The following is a 20,030-nucleotide window of genomic DNA, read 5'->3' as shown; positions in this document are numbered from 1 at the left end:
TACTGGTCCGGCCGTCAGGCCTTCTTCTCGGCGGCGTCGGCGGCCTCGATGTCGTCGCGGCTGATGCCGAGCAGGTAGAGGATCGCGTCGAGGTACGGGACGTTGACGGCGGTGTCGGCGGCGCTGCGGACGATCGGCTTGGCGTTGAACGCGACGCCGAGGCCGGCGGCGGCGATCATGTCGAGGTCGTTGGCGCCGTCGCCTACCGCGATGGTCTGCGACAGCGGGATCCCCTCGGCCGCGGCGAACCGCGCCAGCGCGGCCGCCTTGCCGGGGCGGTCCAGGATCGGCCCGACCAGCCCGCCCGTCAACACACCGTCGGCGATCTCCAGCGTGTTGGCGGCGGCGTAGTCGATGCCGAGCTCGTCGGCCAGCGGGTCGGTGATCTGCGAGAACCCGCCGCTGACGATCGCGCACTTGTAGTCCAGCCGCTTCAGCGTGCGCACCAGCGTCCGCGCGCCGGGCGTCAGCTGCACCGCGGCGCGCACCTCGGCGACGGCGGACGCGGGCAGTCCGGCGAGCAGCCGGACCCGCTCGCGCAGCGACGCCGCGAAGTCCAGCTCGCCCCGCATCGCCCGCTCCGTGACGGAGGCGACCTGGTCGAGGACTCCGGCCTTCTCGGCCAGCATCTCGATGACCTCGCCCTGCACGAGCGTGGAGTCGACGTCCATGACGACCAGCCGCTTGGCCCGGCGCAGCAGCCCGGACGGCTGGACGGCGACGTCGGCGCCCTCGGCCAGCGCGACGGCGGCGATGTCGGCCCGCAGCCGGGCGGGGTCGGCGCCGGACACCTCGAACTCGATGGACGTGACCGGGTACGACGCCAGCCGCACGATGCGGTCGATGTTCGCGCCGGCCTTCGCGACGGCGTCGGTGAGCGCGGCAACGGCGCCGGGCCGGAGCGGGAAGCCGAGGACGGTGATGTGCGCGCGCCCCGGCGGACGGCGGCGGTCGCCGTGACCCGCCGAGACCTCGATCTCGATGTCGAGCAGGCCGGCGAGGTCGGCCAGGGTGCGGCGCAGGGCGGCCTCGTCGGCGGACGCCGGGTTCAGCAGCACCGCCAGCACCAGGCGGCCGCGGACGGTGACCTGCTCGACGTCGAGCACCTCGACGTCGTGGGCGGACAGGGCCGCGAACAACTGGGCGGTCAGGCCAGGCCGGTCGCGCCCGGTGAGGGTGACCAGCAGGGTGGTGGCGGGGGGTTCCGGTGGCAGACTCATCGCAAGCCGCAACGCTATCGCGACGCCAGTGCGTTGCACGCGGTGGCCAATGCCGATCGCGACGCGCGCTCCAGCGGCGTCAGGGCCGCCCGCCGCGAGGTCGCCTCCGTCACCGTCACGGCGCCGCCATCGTCGTCGAGCGCGAACCGGACGACGGCGAGCAGCCGGGCCGCCCGCGCCGCCACGGCCTGCGCCTGCGGCGGGAAAACACGCGGCAGCGGGTCGGACTCGCGGTTGGCGCGGATGTCGCCGAGCAGCGCCTCGACCTCCGGCCGCCACGACGGCACGTCGAGGTCGGTGAGGATCGACCCGGCCGCCAGCAGCGCTGCCGTCAGCTCCCGGTCGGCGTCAGCCAGCGCCGGGCCGGACGGCGCCGGCTGCGCGGGGCGGACCATCCAGGTGACCATGTGCCCCTGGTCGCCCGGTGGGCCGAACGTGCGGACGTCGGGCACCAGCGCGTACGGCGCACCGTCGACGATGACCGCCTCGCCGGCGTCGACCGCGTAGCCGTTGAGGTCGGCCGGGCCGCTCAGGCCGCTGGGATCGCCCGGCGCCGGCAGCGCGACCCGGAACGCCGTGGCGCCGGCGCCGCGCAGCGCCCGCAGCGCCTCGGACAACCCGGTGGCCGTCGCGCTACCCGGGACGTCGACGGCGTCGTGCGGCTCGTCGTCGGCGCGGACGCGGTCGACGACGTCGTCGAGGCTCGCCTCGTTCCGCAGCCAGGCCGTGCCCCATGCCGCGAGGCGGGCGGAGCGGGGGAGGGTGACCATGACCTCAGAGCCTACGACCCGCCCGATAGAGTCGGGCGGGGGTTCTGGGGCGAGCACCGTCACGGGCCTCTTCAGTCGTTGCCGAGGGAGCCGGTCCACGCGATGTCCGATGTGCTGGAACTTGCCGACGTCACGCTCGTGCGCTCGGGTAGCCGCCTGCTCGACGAGGTCACCTGGGCGGTGGCCGACGGCGAGCGCTGGGTGATCCTCGGGCCCAACGGCGCCGGCAAGACCACTCTGCTGCAGATCGCCGCTGCCCAGATGCACCCGACCAGTGGCTACGCCGCCGTGCTCGGCGAGATGATGGGCGCGGTCGACGTGTTCGAGCTGCGGCCGCGCATCGGCATCACCAGCGCCGCGCTTGCCGAGCGGATCCCGCGGCAGGAGTCCGTGCTCGACGTCGTGCGCACGGCCGCGTACGGAATGCTCGGCCGCTGGCGCGAGTCGTACGAGAACCTCGACGACGACCGCGCCCGCTGGCTGCTGGACCGCATGGGCATCGGGCACCTCGCCGATCGCACGTTCGGCACGCTGTCCGAGGGCGAGCGCAAGCGCACCCAGCTGGCCCGCGCGTTGATGGCCGACCCCGAGCTGCTGCTGCTCGACGAGCCGACCGCGGGCCTCGACCTCGGCGGCCGCGAGACGCTGGTCGCCGCGCTCGGCGAGATCGCCGCCGACCCCGCCTCGCCGGCCACCGTCCTGGTGACCCACCACGTCGAGGAGATCCCGCCCGGGTTCACCCACGCGCTGCTGCTGTCCGGCGGCCGGGTGGTGGCCGCGGGGCCGATCGGCGCGACGCTCATCGACGAACACCTGAGCACCGCGTTCGGGCTTCCGCTGCGCGTCCAGCACGAGGACGGACGGTGGTCGGCGCGGGCCGTCGCGGGGGCGCGCGACACCGTCTCCGCCCCCTAGACTGAGACCATGCAGGACTTCCTGGACTGGCTCGGCGATCACGAGTGGGTCGCCTGGCTGGGGCTGGCGTTCGTCCTCGGCATCGTCGAGACCACCACGCTCGACCTCATCTTCCTCATGCTGGCGGGCGGCGCGCTGGCCGGCGCGCTGGCCGCGGCCGTCGGCGTCGACGCGCTGTGGCTGCAGCTCCTCGTCGCCGCCGTCGTCAGCGTCGGGTTGCTCGGGTTCGTCCGGCCGGTGGCCAAGCGGCACCTGCGCACCAGCGGCAGCACCCGCACCGGCGCCGCGGCGCTGGTCGGCCGCAAGGGCGTCGTCGTCGAGACGGTCGACTCCGAGGGCGGTCTGATCAAGCTGGCCGGCGAGATCTGGACCGCCCGCAGCTACGACGGCACCTCCGTCATCGAGGCCGGCCGCGACGTCGACGTCATCGAGATCCAGGGCGCGACGGCGCTCGTGTTCGACGCCGACCCCCGCTAGACGCCTGACTGATAGGTTGTCGCAGACTCGCCTGGCCCTCACGAACGCAGCGGAAGGTCTCCATGGAAGCCGGTCAGATATTCGTCCTCCTCGTCGTCATCCTCCTGGCCATCTTCGTGCTGGTGACGCTGGCCAAGTCGGTGCGCATCGTGCCGCAGGCGCGGGCCGGCATCGTCGAGCGGCTGGGCCGGTACCAGCGCACGCTCGACCCCGGACTGACGGTGGTCGTGCCGTTCATCGACCGCGTGCTGCCGCTGCTGGACCTGCGCGAGCAGGTTGTGTCGTTCCCGCCGCAGCCGGTGATCACGCAGGACAACCTGGTCGTGTCCATCGACACCGTCATCTACTACCAGGTGAACGACCCCAAGGCGGCCACCTACGAGATCGCCAACTACATCCAGGGCATCGAGCAGCTGACCGTCACCACGCTGCGTAACGTCATCGGTGGCATGGACCTCGAGCGCACGCTGACCAGCCGAGAAGAGATCAACAACGCGCTGCGCGGCGTCCTCGACGACGCCACCGGCAAGTGGGGTATCCGGGTCAACCGCGTCGAGCTGAAGGCCATCGACCCGCCGCCCTCCATCCAGGACTCCATGGAGAAGCAGATGCGCGCCGACCGCGACAAGCGCGCGGCGATCCTCAACGCCGAGGGTGTGCGGCAGTCTCAGATCCTCACCGCCGAGGGCCAGAAGCAGTCGGCCATCCTCACGGCCGAAGGCGACAAGCAGTCGCAGATCCTGCGGGCCGAGGCGGAGAAGCAGGCCCAGATCCTGCGCGCCGACGGTGAGGCGAAGGCCATCGGAGCCGTCTTCGACGCCATCCACCGCGGCAATCCGGACCAGAAGCTGCTGGCCTACCAGTATCTGCAGATGATGCCCGAGATCGCGAAGGGCGACTCCAACAAGGTCTGGATCGTGCCGAGCGAGTTCGGCAAGGCGCTGGAGGGCCTGGGCGACGCCGTCGGCCGGTTCGGCTCGGGCTTCGCGCCGGGCGCCATCCCGGCCGACGACGGCGCCGCCGAGGAGGTCGAGGCCGCCGCCCAGCAGGCCGCCGCCGAGGGCGAGACCGCCGTCGCCGCCGCACAGGACGAGGTCCGGCGCGCGCTGCAGGCCGCCCAGGCCGCATCCGACCCGTCGGCGCCGCTGTCGTCTGCGGGCGCGGACGACGGCGCCTCCGCCGGCGAGGCTGGCGAGGGTGCGTCCGACGCATCCCGCGACGAGGACGAGGCCGGTCCGGCCTTGGGCCGCGACCTGGCCGCCGACCCCGGTGACGAGCCCGGCACCGACTCCGACCGGCCGCCGTCGCCGCCCGCTCCGCCCGCGCCCCCGGCGGGGTGAGCCTGCTCGACGTCGTCGCGATCGTCGCGGCCGGGTTCGCGGCGGGCGCGATCAACGTCGTCGTCGGCTCCGGAACGATGATCACGTTCCCGACACTGCTGGCGCTGGGCTACCCACCCGTGGTGGCCAACGTGTCGAACACCGTCGGACTGGTGCCGGGCTCGCTCGTCGGTGCCTGGGGCTATCGCGAGGAACTGCGCGGCCAGCGCAACCGGGTGCTCCGGTTCGGGCTGGCCGCGCTCGTCGGCGGCGCCGCCGGCGCGGTGCTGCTGCTGGCGCTGCCGCCCGGTGCGTTCGAGGCGATCGTGCCGGTGCTGATCATCCTGGCCTGCGTGCTGGTGGCCGCGCAGCCGTGGATCGCGCGGCGGCTGAAGGAGCGGCCGGCCCACCGGGAGCACGGTGGCCCGGGGGTCTGGCTGCTGGTGCTGCTGACGGCGGTCTACGGCGGCTACTTCGGCGCCGCGCAGGGCGTGCTGCTGCTCGCTGTCATGGGCCTGGCGCTGTCCGACACGCTGCAGCGGCTGAACGCCGTCAAGAACGTGCAGGCCGGGCTGGTGAACCTGGTCGCGGGGCTGGTCTTCATGGTCGTCGGCGACGTCGACTGGGCGGCGGCCGGGCTGATCGCGCTCGGCTCCGCGGCCGGCGGGCTGGTCGGTGCCCGCGTGGGCCGGCGGCTGCCGCCGCTGGTGCTGCGCGTGGTCGTCGTCGTGGTCGGCGTGGTCGCCGTCGTCCTGTTGGTGCTGTGATGACGGGCGACGCGGGGCCGCGCCTGCTCGAGGTCGAGGGCGTCGACGACCCCCGGCTGGCCGACTACGTCGCGCTGCGCGACGTGCAGCTGCGCACGTCGCTGGAGGCCGAGCACGGGCTGTTCCTGGCCGAGGGCGAGAAGGTGGTCCGCCGGGCGATCGCCGCGGGCTACCGGCCGCGCTCGTTCCTCATGGCGCCGCGCTGGGTCGAGGCGCTGTCCGACGTGCTCGCCGCGGCCGGGGACGTCCCCGTCTACGTCGCGCCGGAGCCGGTGATCGAGGGCGTCACCGGCTTCCACGTCCACCGCGGCGCGCTGGCCTCGCTGCAGCGCCGGCCGCTGCCGCCGATGGACGCGCTACTGGCGACGGCCCGGCGGGTGGTCGTGCTGGAGGACCTCGTCGACCACACCAACGTCGGCGCGATCTTCCGCTGCGCGGCGGCGCTGGGCTGGGACGCCGTCCTGCTCGGGCCGCGCTGTGCCGACCCGCTCTACCGGCGCGCCGTCAAGGTCTCGATGGGCACCGTGTTCACCGTCCCGTACACCCGGGTCGACGTGTGGTACGACGCGCCCGCGGCGCTGGCCGCCGCCGGCTTCGAGACGCTGGCGCTCACCCCGGCCGACGACGCCGTCGACCTCGCCGAGGTGGAGCCCGCGGAGCGGACGGCGCTGCTGGTCGGCGGCGAGGGGCACGGACTGTCCGCGCGCTGGATGGCGGCTGCGGACCGGCGGGTGCGCATCCCCATGCAGGGCGGGGTCGACTCGCTCAACGTGGCCGCGGCGACCGCCGTGGCCTGTTACGCCCTGCGTCGTCCCCCGGAGGGCCATGCAGAACCGGCGGGCGATGGGGGGCCGGAGGTCCCCTGAGTCCCCGGTCCAGTGCGTAAGTCGACCGGAGAGCGTTCGTGATCTTTGTATGGCCCGACATCTGAGGCTAAAGGTAATCTGTGCCGATCATGCGTGGGGGAAACGGTTACCGAGCCGGCGGACGCGGCTGATGCGGGTCAAGCGCGCGCGTGCCCATGCCGCCGTCGTCGCGACGGTGGCCGCGTGGGTGTTCGTGGTGGCCGCCGTCGCCACCGGGCTGGTCGGCTACCTGGTCGTAGCCAGCCAGGACGGCGTCCGTGAGGCGCTGCGCGACGCGCCGCCGGCGGAGGCCGCCGTGCAGGCCGTCACGCGGCTCGGCCCTGACCCCGAGGCCCAGCACCGCGCCGTCCGCGAGGAGGTCGCCGCGCGGTCCGGCGGCGCGCCGCTGGAGGTGTACCGCAGCCTGGCCGGCGGCGAGGACGCCCTGACCGTGCCCGGCAGCGACGAGGAGGCCCGCGGCGTCCTCACCGCCTATGAGCGCCTGGAGGAGCACGCGGAGCTGACCGGCGGCGCCTGGCCGGCCGCAGGCGGCACGGATGCCGTCGCCGAGGCGGCGCTGCACGCCACCGCTGCCGAGGCGCTGGGCCTCTCCGCCGGCGACGAGATCACCGTCGGCGAGACCCGGGTGCTGGTCACCGGCACTTGGCTGCCCGCCGACCCGGCCGACCCGTTCTGGTTCGGCGAGCCGATCGAGGTGGCCGGCGTCGACGGCTCCGCGTACGGCCCGTTCGTGGTCACCGAGGACGCGCTGACCGCCGTCGAGGCGTCGCCGCGGGTGCGCTGGCGGATCATGCCGCAGGTCGGTGAGATCACCCCCGGGCAGGTCGCCGCGCTGGCCGATGCGCTGCCGGGACTGCCCGGCGCGCTGGAGGGCGACGAGCGGATCGACGTCCGCGGCGTCGCGACCAGCGGCGAGCTCGCCGCCACCGCCGCCTCGCTGGACGCCGACGTCGCCCGCGGCACCAGCGTCTCCGCGGTCCCGCTGGTCGTGCTGGTGGCCGTCGCGATCGTCACCGGCGCCCAGGTGGCCCGGCTGCTCGGCGTCGTCCGCGAGGTCGAGACGACGCTGCTGCGCTCGCGCGGGCTGTCCGGCGGGCAGCTGGTGTGGTGGTCGGTCCTGGAGTCGGTGGCCGTGGTCGTGCCGGCTGCGGCGCTCGGTGGCGCGGCGACGCTGCTCGCGCTGCGCGCGGGCGGCGGCCCGGCCGTCGACGCCGGGGTGGCCGCGTGGTGCGCCGCGGGTGTCGCCGCCGGCACGCTCGCGCTGCTGGTCGTAGGCGCCGCCGCGACCGCCCGCCGCCGGGTCGAGGACACCGTCGCGTTCACCAGCCGCCGCGCCACCGGGGCGATCGGCTGGACCTTCGCCGCCGTCGCGCTGATCGCCGCCGCTGTCGCGATCTGGCAGCTGCGCCGCTACGGGGCAGGCGACGGCGCCTCCGGAAACAGCAGTGCGGACCTTCTTGCCACACCAGGGCCGGCGCTGGCGCTGCTGGCCTGCGCCGCACTTGCGTTGCTCGCCGTCCCGTTCCCACTGGCGCTGGCCGAGCGGGCGCTGGCCGGCCGCCGCCGGCTCGGGCTGCTGCTGCCGGCCTGGCAGGTGACTCGCCGGCTGCCGGTGTACGCGTCGGTGGTCGTATTGGTGGTGGTGACGGCGGGCGCTGGGGTGCTCGCGGCGTCGTACTCGGCGACCTGGACCGGCCTGCAGGAGGACCTCGCGGACGTCCACTCCGGCGCCGACGTGCGGGTGACGTTCGATCGCGCCGGGCCGCTCACCCCGGCCCGCCCGGCGGAGTCCGCCGGGCCGTACAACGACATCGAGGGCGCGAGCGATGCCGTCGGCGTTCTGTCCACCGGCGCCCGCATCGGCGATGAGAGCACCGCGCTGCTGGCCATGCCCGCCGATGGGCTGCGCGGCATGATCGAGGCCCGCGACGACGTGTTCCCCGCCGGCCGGGTGGCCGACGACGTGGCGCCGGAGCGGCCGGCGTTGACCGGCCTGGAGCTGCCCGAAGGCACCGAGCGGCTCGAGGTCGACGCGACCGGCGTCTCCGCGGTCACGCTGCTGGTCGCCGACGCCGACGGCGTGCTGGCACAGGCCGTCGTCGACGACGGCGTCGCCTCCGTGCCGGCCGGGTTCGGCACCGTCGTCGCCGCCGACCTCAGCGTCGCGGTGGCCGGGCCGTCCGAGGCGGCCGTGACGGCGCTGCATGCCATCGACGGGTCCGGCGCCACGACCGACCTGCCGCTGGGCGACGTCGCGCCGTGGACGCCGCAGGCCGAGGCCGGCTACCGGATCGAGGCCGCCGAACCCGGCACGGCGTCGCCGCTGTCGGCGGCGGTCGTCGCGGCCGCGTCCGGCGCGACCGTACGGCTGACCCCGCCGGACGCCGCGGACGAGCCGGTCCCCGTCGTCGCCTCACAGGCCGCGCTGGACCACTTCGGTCTGCAGGTCGGCGACCCGGTCAGCCTGCACGTCGTCGGCGCCCGGGTGGACGCCCGGGTGGTCGACACGGTGCCGGTGCTGCCGGGCGTGGCCGACCCGGTCGCATTCGTCGCCGACCTGCCGAGCGTCACCGCGACGCTGCTGCGCGTCGCGGACCGGCCGCAGCGCATCACCGAGGTGTGGCTGAGCGCGGACGGCGGTGACACCGCCGGGCTGGCCGCGGCCGTCGAGAAGGCCGGGCTGGCCGGCGCGGCCCAGGTGACCGACCGCGAGACGGTCCGGTCCGGATTACTGGACCACGGGCTGGCGCGGCACGTGGTGCCGGCGTTCTGGTCGGTGGCCGCGGCGGCGGTCGTGCTGACGGCGATCGGCGCGGTCGCGTCGGCGGCGACGCTGCAGCGGCAGCGGCGCGGCGAGCTGGCCGTCCTGCGGGTCGTCGGCGTGGCGCCATCGGAGCAAGCCCGGTCGCGGCGGATCGAGCAGGCCGGAATGGGGCTGCTGGCGATGGTGGCGGGCGCGGTGGGCGGGCTGGTGGTCGCTGCCCTGACGGTGACGGTGCTGGCCCGGGCCGCGACCTCCGGGGTGCCGCAGGCGCTGGACCCGGTCGGCGGCGCCAGCCGCGGCGCTCTGGCGGTGTTCGGGGTGGTGCTGGCCGGGGTGGTCGCCGCGGTCGCGCTGCTGCACGCGTCGCGGGCCGGGCATGACGCGGCAGTAGCGGTGCCCGGAGAGGAGCGGCGATGAGGCGAGTGAGCGGAGTGGTCGCCTCCACCCGGTTCGGCTGCGCCGAGCCGGGTGGAGGCTCCCGCGGAGCGAACGAGCCTCGGAGCGCGACCGGGAAGGCAGAGCGACGGTGAGCCGGGGGTTGGGGACCGGGCGGCTGTTCCGCCGGCAGTTCCTCGCCGACCGCGCCGCGGCGCTGGTCGTCGTCGGCGTGGTGTTCGTGCTGGCGCTGGTGGCGGCAGCGCTGCCGCGGCTGGCCGAGCAGGTGTTCACCGACGACCTGCACGCGGAGATGGCACGCATGCCGGCGACGCTGCGGGACGTGACGTCGGTGGCCGGTCAGCCGCCGCCGATGGGCGCCGACGGCGACGTCTGGGGGCCGTTCGACCAGGCGCTCGCGTCGATCCGCGACGACGCGCCGGCGGCCGTGCGGGACGCGACCGGGCCGGGCCGGTTCGTCGTCACCGCGCCGCCGGCCAGGGTCGACGTGCGCGCGACGGAGAGCGCGACCGACCTGCTGCCGACCGCCGACCCGTACTGGGCCGAGACCGTCCGTGTCGTCGAGGGTGAGTCGCCGGCGCCGGCGACCGAGCCCGCGGCGCCGGGGGAGCCGCTCGTCGTCGACGTGATGCTGGCGCGGACGTCGGCCGAGGAGCTCGGCTGGGCGGTCGGCGACGTCACCGCCCCGGAGTCGCCGGCGGGCGTGCCGGCCACCGGGCCGGACCTGGTGTACCGGCTGTCCGGCGTGTATGAGCCGCTGGACGCCGCCGCGCCGGTCTGGGCGCACCACCGGGCCGCGCTCCAGCCGGAGGTCTTCGACGACTGGAACCTCGGCCGGGTGCTCACGGTCGCGGCGTACGTGGATCCCGACTCCTGGGCGGCGCTGGCGCCGGCGCTCGGGTCGCCGATGGAGACCCGGCTCTGGTACCCGGTCGACGTCTCGGCGGCGCGGGCGGACGTCGCGGTGCCGCTGCGCGACGCGCTGAGCCGGTTCGTCGCGGCCGCCCCGGTGATCGACGCGGACCCCGGGCAGCTGCCGTTCAGCCCGATCCTCACCACCGGCTCCATCGACGTCCTGGACCGGGTGGCCGAGCGGCACGACAGCGCGCAGGCGGTCATGGCGATCGTCGCGGCCGGGCCGCTCGGCGTCGCCCTGGCGGTGCTGGCGCTGGCGGCCCGGCTGATGGTCGAGCGGCGCCGGTCCGCGCTGGCGCTCATCGGAGCCCGGGGCGCGTCGCCGCTGCAGCTGCGGCTGCTGACGGCCACCGAGGGTGTGCTGCTCGGGCTGCCGGCCGCCGCGCTGGCCACGGTCGTCGTCGGCCGGTTCGCCGACGGCGCCGGCGGGGCCGCCGGCCTGCTGCTGCCGCTGGTGGTGGGGCTGGCGCCGGCGGTGCTGCTGCCGCTGGCCGCGCGCCCGAAAGGGCTGCGCGCCGTCCGCCGCGACCTCGGGCTGGGCCGCCCGTCGCGGGCCCGCAAGCTGGTCGAGGGGCTGGCCGTCGGCGCGGCCGCAGCGGCCGGCCTCGCGCTCAACGCCCGCGGCCTGGACGCCGGCGGCGCCGGGATCGACCCGCTCACCGCCGCGACGCCGCTGCTGCTCGCGCTGGCCGTGAGTGTGCTGGTCATGCGGCTGTACCCGCGGCCGATGGCGACGCTGGGCCGGGTGCTCGGCGGCCGCCGCGGCACCGTCGCCTATCTCGGGACCGCCCGGGCGGTGCGCGATCCCGTCGCCGGGTTCGTCCCGATGCTCGCGCTGGTCGTCGGCATGTCGATCGCCGCGTTCTCGACCGTCGTGTGGTCCACCACCGAGCGGGGCATCGAGCAGACCGCGTGGCGGCAGGTCGGTGCTGACGTCCGGGTGTCCGGCGCGCCACTCACCGAGGCCGAGCTGGCCGCCGTCCGGGACGTACCGGGCGTCGACGCCGTCGCGGCCGTCGTCACGCCCGGGCCGACGCTGTTCAAGGTCGGCCCCATCGACAACCGCGTCCCCCTCTACGTCGTCGACGTCGCCGCGCTCGACCAGGTGCGCGCCGGCGGGTCCGCGCTGGACCCGCTGCCGTCCGGCCTGACCACGCCGGGGCCGGACGGCGCGATCCCGCTGCTGGTCGCGGACGGGGTCGTCGACGAGGGCGCCACCGGCACGCTGTCGCTGAGTGAGCGGCTGGACGCCGTGGTGGCCGGGACGGCCGACTCGATCCCGGGGCTCACGTCGGGCAGCCAGTGGATGCTGGCCGACCGCGGTGTGCTCGAAGACGCCGGCGTCACCATCATCCCGCCGCGGCTCACCCTGGTCGACCTCGGCTCCGGCGGCAGCGCGTCCGCCGTCGCCGCCGAGCTGGGTGAGCGGACGGTGACGACGCCCGCGTCGGCGATCGCGGACCTTCGCGGGCCGGTGAACGACGGCACCGCGCGGGCCATCGTCGGCGCTATCGCGCTCACCGGGTTGTTGTGCGCTGCCGCCGTCGTGCTCACCATGGTGGTGGGCGCGCCGTCACGGGGCCGGCTGCTCTCGCAGCTGCGCACGCTGGGGCTGTCCGGCCGGCAGGGCGAGGGCCTGGTCGTCTGGGAGGCCGCGCCGGTGGCGGCGGTGTCGCTGGTCACCGGGCTGCTGCTGGGCGCGGTGCTGCCGTGGGCGGTGCTGTCCGGCGTCGACCTGCGGTCGCTGACCGGCGGCGGCGAGCAGCCGGCGGTGCACCTGCCGCTCGGCCTGCTGGGTGCGGTGACGCTGGGGTTCGTGCTGGTGGTCGGCGTGGCGGTGGTGGTGTCGGTGCTGACGGGACGGCGGCTGACGCCGGCGGGGATGCTACGAATGGGTGACGAGACGTGACGGAGCTGCTGGCGGCCGAGCGCCGCGACATCGTGTGCGAGGACCTCGTGCGCATCTACACCGCCGAGGGCGTCGAGGTGCAGGCGCTGCAGGGCCTCAACCTGCGGGTCGACGCGGGCGAGGTGGTCGCCGTCGTCGGCGCCTCCGGGTCGGGCAAGTCGACGCTACTGAACATCCTGTCCGGGCTGGACACCCCGACGGCGGGCGTGGCGAAGGTGGCCGGGCACGACATGCTGACGATGAAGGGCCGCGAGCGGGTCCGCTACCAGCGGCACACCGTCGGGTTCGTATGGCAGCAGACGTCGCGCAACCTGCTGCCCTACCTGACAGCCGCCGAGAACGTCGCCGTACCGGCCGCCATCGCGCGGCGGCGCGGCCGGGCGCGGGCCGAGCGGGTCGACATGCTGCTGGAGACGATGGGCGTGGCGCACTGCCGCGACCGCCGGCCCGCGGAGATGTCCGGCGGCGAGCAACAGCGGGTCGCCATCGCGGTCGCGATGGTCAACGAGCCGCGCGTGCTGCTGGCCGACGAGCCCACCGGCGAGCTCGACGAGGCGACGTCGGCGGACGTGTTCGAGGCGATCCGGCACGCGAACACCGAGTTCGGCGTGACGGTGCTGGTGGTGACGCACGACCAGGCCGTCGCCGGGCACGTGGGGCGGACGGTGCAGATCCGCGACGGCCGCACGGCGACGGAGATCCTGCGGCGCACCGAGCTGGACGAGCACGGCCGGGAGCAGCACATCGCCGAGGAGTTCGCCGTCCTGGACCGCGCCGGCCGGCTGCAGCTCCCCGACGACTTCGTCGGCGCGCTGCGGCTGCAGGATCGCGTCCGGCTGGCGCTGGAACCGGACCACATCGGCGTGTGGCCGGACGAACGGGAGCGTCGTGGAGAAAGGGTCGCCGGTGAGTGACAACCACGCCGTCCGCGCGGTCGCCGTCAGCCGGGTGTTCGGCAGCGGCGCGCGCGAGGTGCACGCCTGCCGCTCCGTCGACCTCGAGGCGCACCCCGGCGAGCTGCTGGTGGTGAAGGGGCCGTCTGGGTCGGGCAAGACGACTCTGCTGAACCTGCTCGGCGCGCTGGACCGGCCGACCGGCGGCCAGGTGTTCGTGGGCGACCTCGAGGTGTCCGCGATGAGCGAGAAGGAGCTCGTCCCCGTCCGCCGGCACCAGATCGGCTACGTGTTCCAGTCGTTCGGGCTGATCCCGATCCTCACCGCCGCCGAGAACGTCGAGATACCGCTGAGGCTGCAGGAGCTCGACCCGGTCGCCCGGGCGGCGCGGGTCGTGGAGCTGCTGGCGCTGGTCGGGCTGGAGGGCCACACCGGGCAGCGGCCGTACGAGCTGTCCGGCGGCCAGCAGCAGCGGGTCGGCATCGCCCGCGCCCTCGCCGGCGACCCGGACGTGCTGATCGCCGACGAGCCGACGGCGCAGCTGGACACCCGCACCGGAGCCTCGGTGATGGAGCTGATCCACGACCTCGTGCGCCGGCGCGGCATGACGGCGGTCGTCGCGACCCACGACCCCGCGTTGATGGAGCAGGCCGACCGGACGCTCGAGCTGCGCGACGGCCGCGTCGTCAGCGCCGCCGAAGCCGCCTAACGCCGCCGGCTGGAGGCACCGATGGTCCGGATTCTGGTGGCCGAGGACATGCGGATCCTGCGCGACACCCTGGTGGCGCTGCTGGACCTGGAGGACGACCTCGAGGTCGTCGCCCAGGTAGGTGCCGGTGACGAGATCGTGCCGGCCGCCCTCGAGCACCGCCCGGACGTCGCGGTGCTGGACATCGATCTACCCGGCGTCGACGGGATCACCGCGGCCGCCGAGCTGCACGAGCGGCTGCCGGAGTGCCAGACGCTGATCCTGACCGGCCTGGGCCGTCCGGGCGTCCTGCGCCGCGCGCTCGCCGCCCACGCGTCCGGGTTCATGGTCAAGGACGCGCCGGCGCCGGAGCTGGTCGACGCGGTCCGGCGGGTGGCCGTGGGGGAGCGGGTGGTCGACCCCGCGGTGGCGCTGGCGGCGTTGGAGGCGACGGAGAACCCGCTCTCGCCCCGCGAGGCCGAGGTGCTGGAGCGGCACGCGGCCGGCGCCTCGGCGGCCGAGATCGCCGCGGAGATGTACCTGTCCTACGGCACGGTCCGGAACTACCTGGCGTCGGCGGTCACCAAGCTGGGGGCGCGCAACCGGGTGGACGCCGCCCGCATCGCCCGCGAGGCCGGCTGGCTCTGACCGGCCTGGATCGACGTGCATTCTGCACGGTGAGGTCGTGCCGGCGGCACTGGCCGGGGTGACGGCGCCCGGCCGAGCCTGGGAGGGTCATGCAAAACCGACGGACGATGGGGGGCCGAAGGTCCCCCTGAGTCTTCGGTCCAGGGCGAATGTCGACTGGAGAGCGTTCGTGATCTTTGCATGACCCGACCAATGAATGGGAATGTGACCATGCTCATCCGGGTCCTGGTCGCCGAGGACGTCGACATCCTCCGCGACACGCTGGTCGCCCTCCTGCAGCTGGAGGACGATCTGGCCGTCGCCGCCGCGGTGGCCGCCGGCGACCGGATCGTGCCCGCCGCGCTGGACTGCCGGCCCGACGTGGCGCTGCTCGACGTCGACCTGCCCGGCGTCGACGGTCTCACCGCGGCCGCCGAGCTGCACGAGCGGCTGCCCGCGTGCCGAGTGCTGATCCTCACCGGCCTGGTCCGGCCGGACGGCCTCGACCGGGCGCGGGCCGCGGGCGTGTCAGGGTTCCTGGTCAAGGACGGTCCCGCCGACGACCTCGTCGAGGCTGTGCGCACGGTCGCCCGCGGCGGGCGGGTCTTCGCCACGCCGCACGTCTGAGGCGTCCGCCAGCGGCACCGTGGCGGCCAGCTCGAAGTGTCCGCCGTCCGCGTGCGTGGTCAACCGGCCGCCGAGCGCGGCGACCCGGGCGGACAGGTTGGGCAGGCCGTTCCCGCCGGGCCGCTGCCTTCCCGTGGGCTCGGGCGGGTTGGCGCGGACGCCGTCGTTGCGCACCCTCAGCCCGACGCTGCCACCGTCGGTGGTCAGCTCGATGACGCACCGCGTCGCTGCGCTGTGGCGCAGCACGTTCGTGACGCCTTCCCGCAGCACGGTGGCCAGCACGCCGTCGACCGGCGGCGGCAGGGCGGCACCGGCCGCCGTCCCGCGCAGCTCGGTGGCGACGCCGGCGGAGGCGAGCACGTCGCGGGCGGCCGCCAGCTCGGCGGACACGGACAGGTCACCCTCACCGGTGGTGACGGCCCGGATGTCGGCGCGGGCGCGGGCCGTGAGCCGCAGCAGCGCGTCCAGCTCGGCGCGGGCCCGGTCCTCGTCGCGGCCGACGAGCCGCCCGGCCAGGTCGCTCTTGAGCGCGACCGCGGACAGACCCAGCCCGAGCAGGTCGTGGGTGTCCTGGGCGACCCGCTGCCGTTCGCGCTCGACGGCGGCCCGGGCCAGCTCGCGCCGGGCGGCGGCGACCTGCTCGGCGAGGTCGGGGAGGCGGGAGAGCCCGTAGACGACAATGGCGCCCGTCGCCGCCGCGCCCAGCTGGTAGAGGACGGTGGCGTTGTCCGTGGCCACGACGTAGACGGCGCGGTTGCCGGCGCCGTAGTACAGGTCGAGCACCGGCAGGCTCCACGCGACGGCGACGCCGGCCAGGATCGCCGCGGCCGCCGTCCACGCCCACCGGCGGGGGAGCAGCAGCAGCGCCGAGCCGGCGGCCGGCCCGGCCAGCGTGAGGACGTTCCAGTCGTAGGCCGGGAACCACGCGAACGGCAGCAGCGTCTGGACGGCGAGCGTCCAGCGCCAGCCGCGCGGCGGCTGTCCCGCCCGCCACCGGAACGAGTGGTGCAGCTGCAGCGCCGCCACCAGGGCGATGGAGGCCGCCGCCGCGCCGATCGCCACCGTCCGGCCGCCGCTGACCAGGACGTTCGTCATCAGAATCGCGGCGTAGGCGGCGAGCACCACCGCCAGCGTCAGCCGGGCCAGGCGCGGTGCGACGTCGACGCCGTGCCGGTGCTGGTCGACCTCCCCGCCGGCGTCGTCGGCCGGTGGACCGCGCCGGTCGGCGGCCACCGCCGTCCGCACCTGCTCCAGCGCGCGGCGCGCGCTGCGTCCGGCGGCGGCGAGCTGCTCGCGCGCCACGTCGGGGCTGCGGGCGAGCGCGCCCAGGGCGTCGCGAGCCCGGCCGGCGACCCTCTCGAGATGGTCGCCGACCGCCGCGCGCAGCAGCTCGGTGGAGCGGCGCCGCTCCTCGCCGACCGCCAGCACGGCCAGCTCCGTCCGCGCCGCGTGCAACGCCGTGACCAGGTCGGCCAGCCGGACCAGGCCGAAGAACGCCACCCCGCTGTTGGCAGGTGCGACCAGCATCCAGATGACGATCGCGGCGTCGTTCCCGGGCCACGGGACGCCCAGGACGGCCACGCGCACCGCCTCGAGCGCGATCACGCCGCCGAACAGCAGCCACGAGGCCGGCGCCGCCACCGTCAGGAGCAGCAGCCCGGCGAGCAGAGCGGGTGCGATGGTGATCCAGTCCTGGCCGAAGACCAGCAGCGGCGCGTACGTCAGGGCCGCCTGCACCGCCAGCAGCGGGCCGCGGTGGCGTGCCCACAGCGCCCGGCCCCACGGCATGGTGTACAGCAGCGGCAGGACGAACAGCCCGGTCAGCACCACGCCGCCGCCGGGCCCGCTCCAGTACACCGCGTTGCCGAGCCGCGTGAGCAGGGTCAGGAGGAGGAACGCCACCGGGAACGCGGCGGCCAGCCCAGGTGTCAGCGCGATGCGCCCACCAGCGTCCATCGGCGGCCTCCATGCAGAGCCTAATCAGAGTCGGGTGATGCAAAGATCACGAACTCTCCAGTCGACATCCGCCCTGGACCGAGGGCTCAGGGGGACCTTCGGCCCCCATCGCCCGTCGGTTTTGCATAACCCTCCGGGGTCCCGGTTCGAGATGTGCAGTATGCACGTCCACCGGGTGCAGCTCCCACCCTCAGGTCGTGACCGCGCGCACTGGTTGCGTCGTCGCAGGTCAAAGCAGACTCGTCGACGTCAGCACACACCACCGGGAGGACGAGATGTCGCCTGTCATGACCGAGACCGCCGGGCTGCGTCGCCCGGCCACCCGTCGCTGGACCCGCTTCGCCGGCCACTACGTGGAGATGGTCGTCGCGATGCTGGCCGGCATGTTCGTCCTCGGCGGCGCGCTGCGCGCGGCCCTCGCCGCCGGCGGCGTCGCCTACTCCATCGACCGCTACCCCGAGGTCGTCCTCGTCGAGATGGGGCTGACCATGACGGTCTCCATGGCCGCGTGGATGCGCGTCCGCCGTCACGGCTGGGCGGCCACGGTGGAGATGAGCGCCGCGATGCTCGTCCCCGCGCTCATCGCGACCGCGCTGGTCCTGCTGAACGTCATCAGCGCCGGCACGGCGATGATCGTGGAGCACGTCGCGATGTTCCCGCTGATGCTGGCGGTCATGCTCCGCCGCCGCGACGAGTACCTGACGCACACCCACCACTGAACGCTGGTCAGCACCCGCCACCCGAGGAGGCTTCTCATGACCACCACCGTTCCGGTCGCCCGCCCGCGACCCGTCGCTCGCTCGCTCCGCGGCGTCGTGCGCCGCTGGCCGGCCGCCGCCGGTCTCGCCCTGGCCGCGTTCGTGGCGTCGGACCTGTCCTTCGGCGCCGACCTCGCGCCGATCCTGGCCGCCTCCGGCATCGTCTACCTGGGCGCCGCCGCCCTCGGACGGGCGGCGTCGGCGTGGCCGTTGTTCCTCGGCACCTTCGCGGTCATCACCGCGGCCGAGATCCTGGCCGGCGTCACCGGCGCCGGCGGCGTGGACGGGACCTGGGTGCTGCTCGGCGCCGCCGTCCCGCTCGCCGCGTACGGGCTGCTTCGCCGCCGCGCGACGCCGGCCCACGGGCTGCCCCTCCAGTCGCTCGCCATGGCCGGGTTCGGCGCGGCCGCTGCCGTCACCGTGCTCGTCGGCGGCGATGCCGGCGCCTACCTCGTGGCCGTGGGGCTGCTCGGGCACGCGGCGTGGGACGTGTGGCACCACCGCACGAACCGGGTCGTCGTGCGCTCGCTGGCCGAGTTCTGCGTGGTCCTCGACACCCTCCTCGCCGCGGCTATGATCGTCGTGGCCATCACCGGCTGACGGGCGGCGCACCATGAACACGCATCACCACCACCATCACGACCAGTCCGGTGAGTTCCCGGCCGATCCTTCGGGGCTGCCGGAGGCGGGACGGCCGGCGCTCCTGGAGCTCGCCGATGGCGACACGCTGGACCTCACGATCGCCCCGGTGGCCAAGCGTCTCGGCGAGGCAACGGTCCGGATGCTGGGCTACAACGGCTCGATTCCGGGCCCCACGCTGCGGGTCGTGCAGGGCAGCGAGCTGGTCGTGAACGTCACGAACCACGGCGACCTCGAGACCACGGTGCACTGGCACGGCCTGCGGCTGGAGAACCGCTACGACGGCGTGCCGCACGAGACGCAGGAGCCGGTGCCCGTCGGCGGCAGCTTCACGTACCGCATCCAGTTCCCCGACCCCGGCCTGTACTGGTACCACCCGCACGTCCGCGAGGACTACGCCCAGGAGCTGGGCCTGTACGGCAACATCGTGGTCGTCCCGGCGGAGGCGGACTACTGGCCGCCGGCCGATCGCGACCTCGTCCTCACCGTGGACGACCTGCTGCTCGGCGACGACGGCCGGGTCGTGCCGTTCAGCCGGGGCGAGACCAACCACGCGGCCATGGGCCGGTTCGGCAACGTCTTCCTGACCAGTGGCGAGCCGCACCCACGGCTGGCAGCCCGGCCCGGGGAGGTGGTCCGGCTGTGGCTGACGAACACCGCCGGCGCCCGGGTGTTCGACCTGCGCCTCCCCGGCGCCCGGATGAAGCTCGTCGGCGGCGACAGCGGCCGGGTCGAGCACGACGAGTTCGTGACACAGGTGCTACTGGCGCCGTCGGAGCGGGCGGTCGTGGACGTGCTGGCCGACGAGCCCGGCGAGCTGACCCTGGAGCACCGCACCCCCGACCACACGTACCCGCTGGCCACGGTGGCGGTGGTGGGTGAGCCGGTGGCGTCCGTGGCGGGGGAGGCGTTCGAGGTGCTGCGCCGCGACCCCGAGCTGACCGCCGAGCGCGAGACGCTGGGACCGTGGCTCACCGCGCCGCCGGACAAGGTGCTCGCCCTGGTCGCCCGGATGGACCACACGGCCGGCCATCACGATCACCACGGCCATCACGGGCAGGGCGATGACGGCGGCCACGGCGACCACGGCGGTGCCGGCGGGCACGCCGTCTCCGACGGCATCGAGTGGGAAGACGAGATGGCGGAGATGAACCGGAGCAGCACCGCCGAGACCATGCACTGGATGTTCGTCGACCGAACCGCGGGGACCGACGCCGACACCGTCGACTGGCGGTTCCGCGTCGGCGACCGGGTGAAGATCCGGCTGGTCAACGAGATGGACTCCGACCACCCCATGCACCACCCGTTCCACCTGCACGGCGCCGGCCGGTTCCTCGTCCTGGCCCGCGACGAGGTGGCCGAGCCCAACCTCGTCTGGAAGGACACCGTGCTGGTCCGCACGGGTCAGGTCGTCGACATCCTGTTCGACGTGACGAATCCGGGGCTGTGGATGGCGCACTGCCACATCCCCGAACACATGCACAGTGGCATGATGTTCAGCTTCACCGTCGCCGGCGCGTAGCC

Annotated in this window: 16 protein-coding genes and 1 pseudogene; 14 read left to right on the top strand and 3 right to left on the bottom strand. The window is 74.8% G+C overall.

The annotated features are described in order from the left end of the window. Positions 1–14 precede the first annotated feature (14 nt). Positions 15–1,220, bottom strand: coding sequence for a phosphoserine phosphatase SerB (gene serB / locus E1262_RS21170; protein ID WP_132105262.1), 1,206 nt, complete (start codon positions 1,218–1,220; stop codon positions 15–17). A gap of 14 nt (positions 1,221–1,234) precedes the next feature. Beyond that, entirely contained in the window at positions 1,235–1,990 is a 756-nt protein-coding gene (locus E1262_RS21165) for a hypothetical protein (RefSeq protein ID WP_132105260.1), read from the bottom strand. Positions 1,991–2,092: 102 nt separating this feature from the next. Between E1262_RS21165 and E1262_RS21160 the strand changes: the two genes are divergently transcribed. From E1262_RS21160 to E1262_RS21110, 11 genes and pseudogenes are all read left to right on the top strand, one after another. Next, positions 2,093–2,905: an ABC transporter ATP-binding protein gene (locus E1262_RS21160; RefSeq protein ID WP_132105258.1), complete on the top strand. Its 813-nt coding sequence runs from the start codon at positions 2,093–2,095 to the stop codon at positions 2,903–2,905. 9 nt (positions 2,906–2,914) lie between these two features. Beyond that, positions 2,915–3,382 (top strand): NfeD family protein, encoded by a 468-nt coding sequence (locus tag E1262_RS21155; RefSeq protein ID WP_132105256.1) that lies wholly within the window; start codon positions 2,915–2,917, stop codon positions 3,380–3,382. Between the two features lie 62 nt (positions 3,383–3,444). Continuing rightward, positions 3,445–4,722, top strand: a complete 1,278-nt coding sequence (locus E1262_RS21150; protein WP_132105254.1) for an SPFH domain-containing protein — start codon at positions 3,445–3,447, stop codon at positions 4,720–4,722. Beyond that, positions 4,719–5,468, top strand: coding sequence for a sulfite exporter TauE/SafE family protein (locus E1262_RS21145; RefSeq protein WP_132105252.1), 750 nt, complete (start codon positions 4,719–4,721; stop codon positions 5,466–5,468). The genes E1262_RS21150 and E1262_RS21145 overlap by 4 nt, the downstream gene beginning before the upstream one ends. After that, positions 5,468–6,334 carry a TrmH family RNA methyltransferase gene (locus E1262_RS21140; protein WP_132105250.1) on the top strand — a complete coding sequence of 289 codons (867 nt, stop codon included), beginning with the start codon at positions 5,468–5,470 and terminating at the stop codon, positions 6,332–6,334. The genes E1262_RS21145 and E1262_RS21140 overlap by 1 nt, the downstream gene beginning before the upstream one ends. Before the next feature lie 130 nt (positions 6,335–6,464). Beyond that, positions 6,465–9,515 carry a hypothetical protein gene (locus E1262_RS21135; protein ID WP_132105248.1) on the top strand — a complete coding sequence of 1,017 codons (3,051 nt, stop codon included), beginning with the start codon at positions 6,465–6,467 and terminating at the stop codon, positions 9,513–9,515. 109 nt (positions 9,516–9,624) lie between these two features. After that, positions 9,625–12,318: an ABC transporter permease gene (locus E1262_RS21130; RefSeq protein WP_132105246.1), complete on the top strand. Its 2,694-nt coding sequence runs from the start codon at positions 9,625–9,627 to the stop codon at positions 12,316–12,318. Beyond that, on the top strand, positions 12,315–13,232 hold the full coding sequence (locus tag E1262_RS21125; protein WP_132105244.1) for an ABC transporter ATP-binding protein: 918 nt from the start codon (positions 12,315–12,317) through the stop codon (positions 13,230–13,232). Before E1262_RS21130 ends, E1262_RS21125 begins: the two co-directional genes overlap by 4 nt. Beyond that, complete coding sequence (locus tag E1262_RS21120) at positions 13,225–13,920, top strand: ABC transporter ATP-binding protein (protein ID WP_203454130.1); 696 nt, start codon at positions 13,225–13,227, stop codon at positions 13,918–13,920. The genes E1262_RS21125 and E1262_RS21120 overlap by 8 nt, the downstream gene beginning before the upstream one ends. Positions 13,921–13,941: 21 nt before the next feature. Beyond that, complete coding sequence (locus E1262_RS21115; protein WP_132105240.1) at positions 13,942–14,547, top strand: response regulator transcription factor; 606 nt, start codon at positions 13,942–13,944, stop codon at positions 14,545–14,547. A 210-nt stretch (positions 14,548–14,757) separates the two neighbouring features. Next, positions 14,758–15,132: pseudogene (locus tag E1262_RS21110) on the top strand (response regulator); the annotation flags it as partial. Here the strand turns inward: E1262_RS21110 and E1262_RS32165 are convergent. Continuing rightward, positions 15,055–16,248 carry a sensor histidine kinase gene (locus E1262_RS32165; protein ID WP_420810551.1) on the bottom strand — a complete coding sequence of 398 codons (1,194 nt, stop codon included), beginning with the start codon at positions 16,246–16,248 and terminating at the stop codon, positions 15,055–15,057. The pseudogene E1262_RS21110 and the gene E1262_RS32165 sit on opposite strands and share 78 nt — an antisense overlap. 1,148 nt (positions 16,249–17,396) lie before the next feature. Between E1262_RS32165 and E1262_RS21100 the strand changes: the two genes are divergently transcribed. The 3 genes from E1262_RS21100 to E1262_RS21090 are packed head-to-tail and all read left to right on the top strand — an operon-like array spanning position 17,397 to position 20,028. Then, complete coding sequence (locus E1262_RS21100; protein WP_132105236.1) at positions 17,397–17,828, top strand: hypothetical protein; 432 nt, start codon at positions 17,397–17,399, stop codon at positions 17,826–17,828. A 36-nt stretch (positions 17,829–17,864) separates the two neighbouring features. Then, entirely contained in the window at positions 17,865–18,467 is a 603-nt protein-coding gene (locus tag E1262_RS21095; protein WP_132105234.1) for a hypothetical protein, read from the top strand. A 13-nt stretch (positions 18,468–18,480) separates the two neighbouring features. After that, positions 18,481–20,028 (top strand): multicopper oxidase family protein, encoded by a 1,548-nt coding sequence (locus tag E1262_RS21090; protein ID WP_132105232.1) that lies wholly within the window; start codon positions 18,481–18,483, stop codon positions 20,026–20,028. Positions 20,029–20,030: the final 2 nt, after the last annotated feature.

Source organism: Jiangella aurantiaca (assembly GCF_004349105.1).
Taxonomy (GTDB): Bacteria; Actinomycetota; Actinomycetes; order Jiangellales; family Jiangellaceae; genus Jiangella; species Jiangella aurantiaca.
Note: the sequence above shows the minus strand (reverse complement) of the source record. Positions and strands in the feature narration are given on the sequence as shown.

What these genes read in the sequence shown, in the direction of transcription:
- E1262_RS32165 (WP_420810551.1), bottom strand. Translation starts at nt 16,248, where the DNA reads ATGACGAACGTCCTGGTCAGCGGCGGCCGGACGGTGGCGATCGGCGCG.
- E1262_RS21150 (WP_132105254.1), top strand. Translation starts at nt 3,445, where the DNA reads ATGGAAGCCGGTCAGATATTCGTCCTCCTCGTCGTCATCCTCCTGGCC.
- E1262_RS21155 (WP_132105256.1), top strand. Translation starts at nt 2,915, where the DNA reads ATGCAGGACTTCCTGGACTGGCTCGGCGATCACGAGTGGGTCGCCTGG.
- serB (WP_132105262.1), bottom strand. Translation starts at nt 1,220, where the DNA reads ATGAGTCTGCCACCGGAACCCCCCGCCACCACCCTGCTGGTCACCCTC.
- E1262_RS21165 (WP_132105260.1), bottom strand. Translation starts at nt 1,990, where the DNA reads ATGGTCACCCTCCCCCGCTCCGCCCGCCTCGCGGCATGGGGCACGGCC.
- E1262_RS21100 (WP_132105236.1), top strand. Translation starts at nt 17,397, where the DNA reads ATGACCGAGACCGCCGGGCTGCGTCGCCCGGCCACCCGTCGCTGGACC.
- E1262_RS21135 (WP_132105248.1), top strand. Translation starts at nt 6,465, where the DNA reads ATGCGGGTCAAGCGCGCGCGTGCCCATGCCGCCGTCGTCGCGACGGTG.
- E1262_RS21095 (WP_132105234.1), top strand. Translation starts at nt 17,865, where the DNA reads ATGACCACCACCGTTCCGGTCGCCCGCCCGCGACCCGTCGCTCGCTCG.
- E1262_RS21090 (WP_132105232.1), top strand. Translation starts at nt 18,481, where the DNA reads ATGAACACGCATCACCACCACCATCACGACCAGTCCGGTGAGTTCCCG.
- E1262_RS21160 (WP_132105258.1), top strand. Translation starts at nt 2,093, where the DNA reads ATGTCCGATGTGCTGGAACTTGCCGACGTCACGCTCGTGCGCTCGGGT.
- E1262_RS21140 (WP_132105250.1), top strand. Translation starts at nt 5,468, where the DNA reads ATGACGGGCGACGCGGGGCCGCGCCTGCTCGAGGTCGAGGGCGTCGAC.
- E1262_RS21115 (WP_132105240.1), top strand. Translation starts at nt 13,942, where the DNA reads ATGGTCCGGATTCTGGTGGCCGAGGACATGCGGATCCTGCGCGACACC.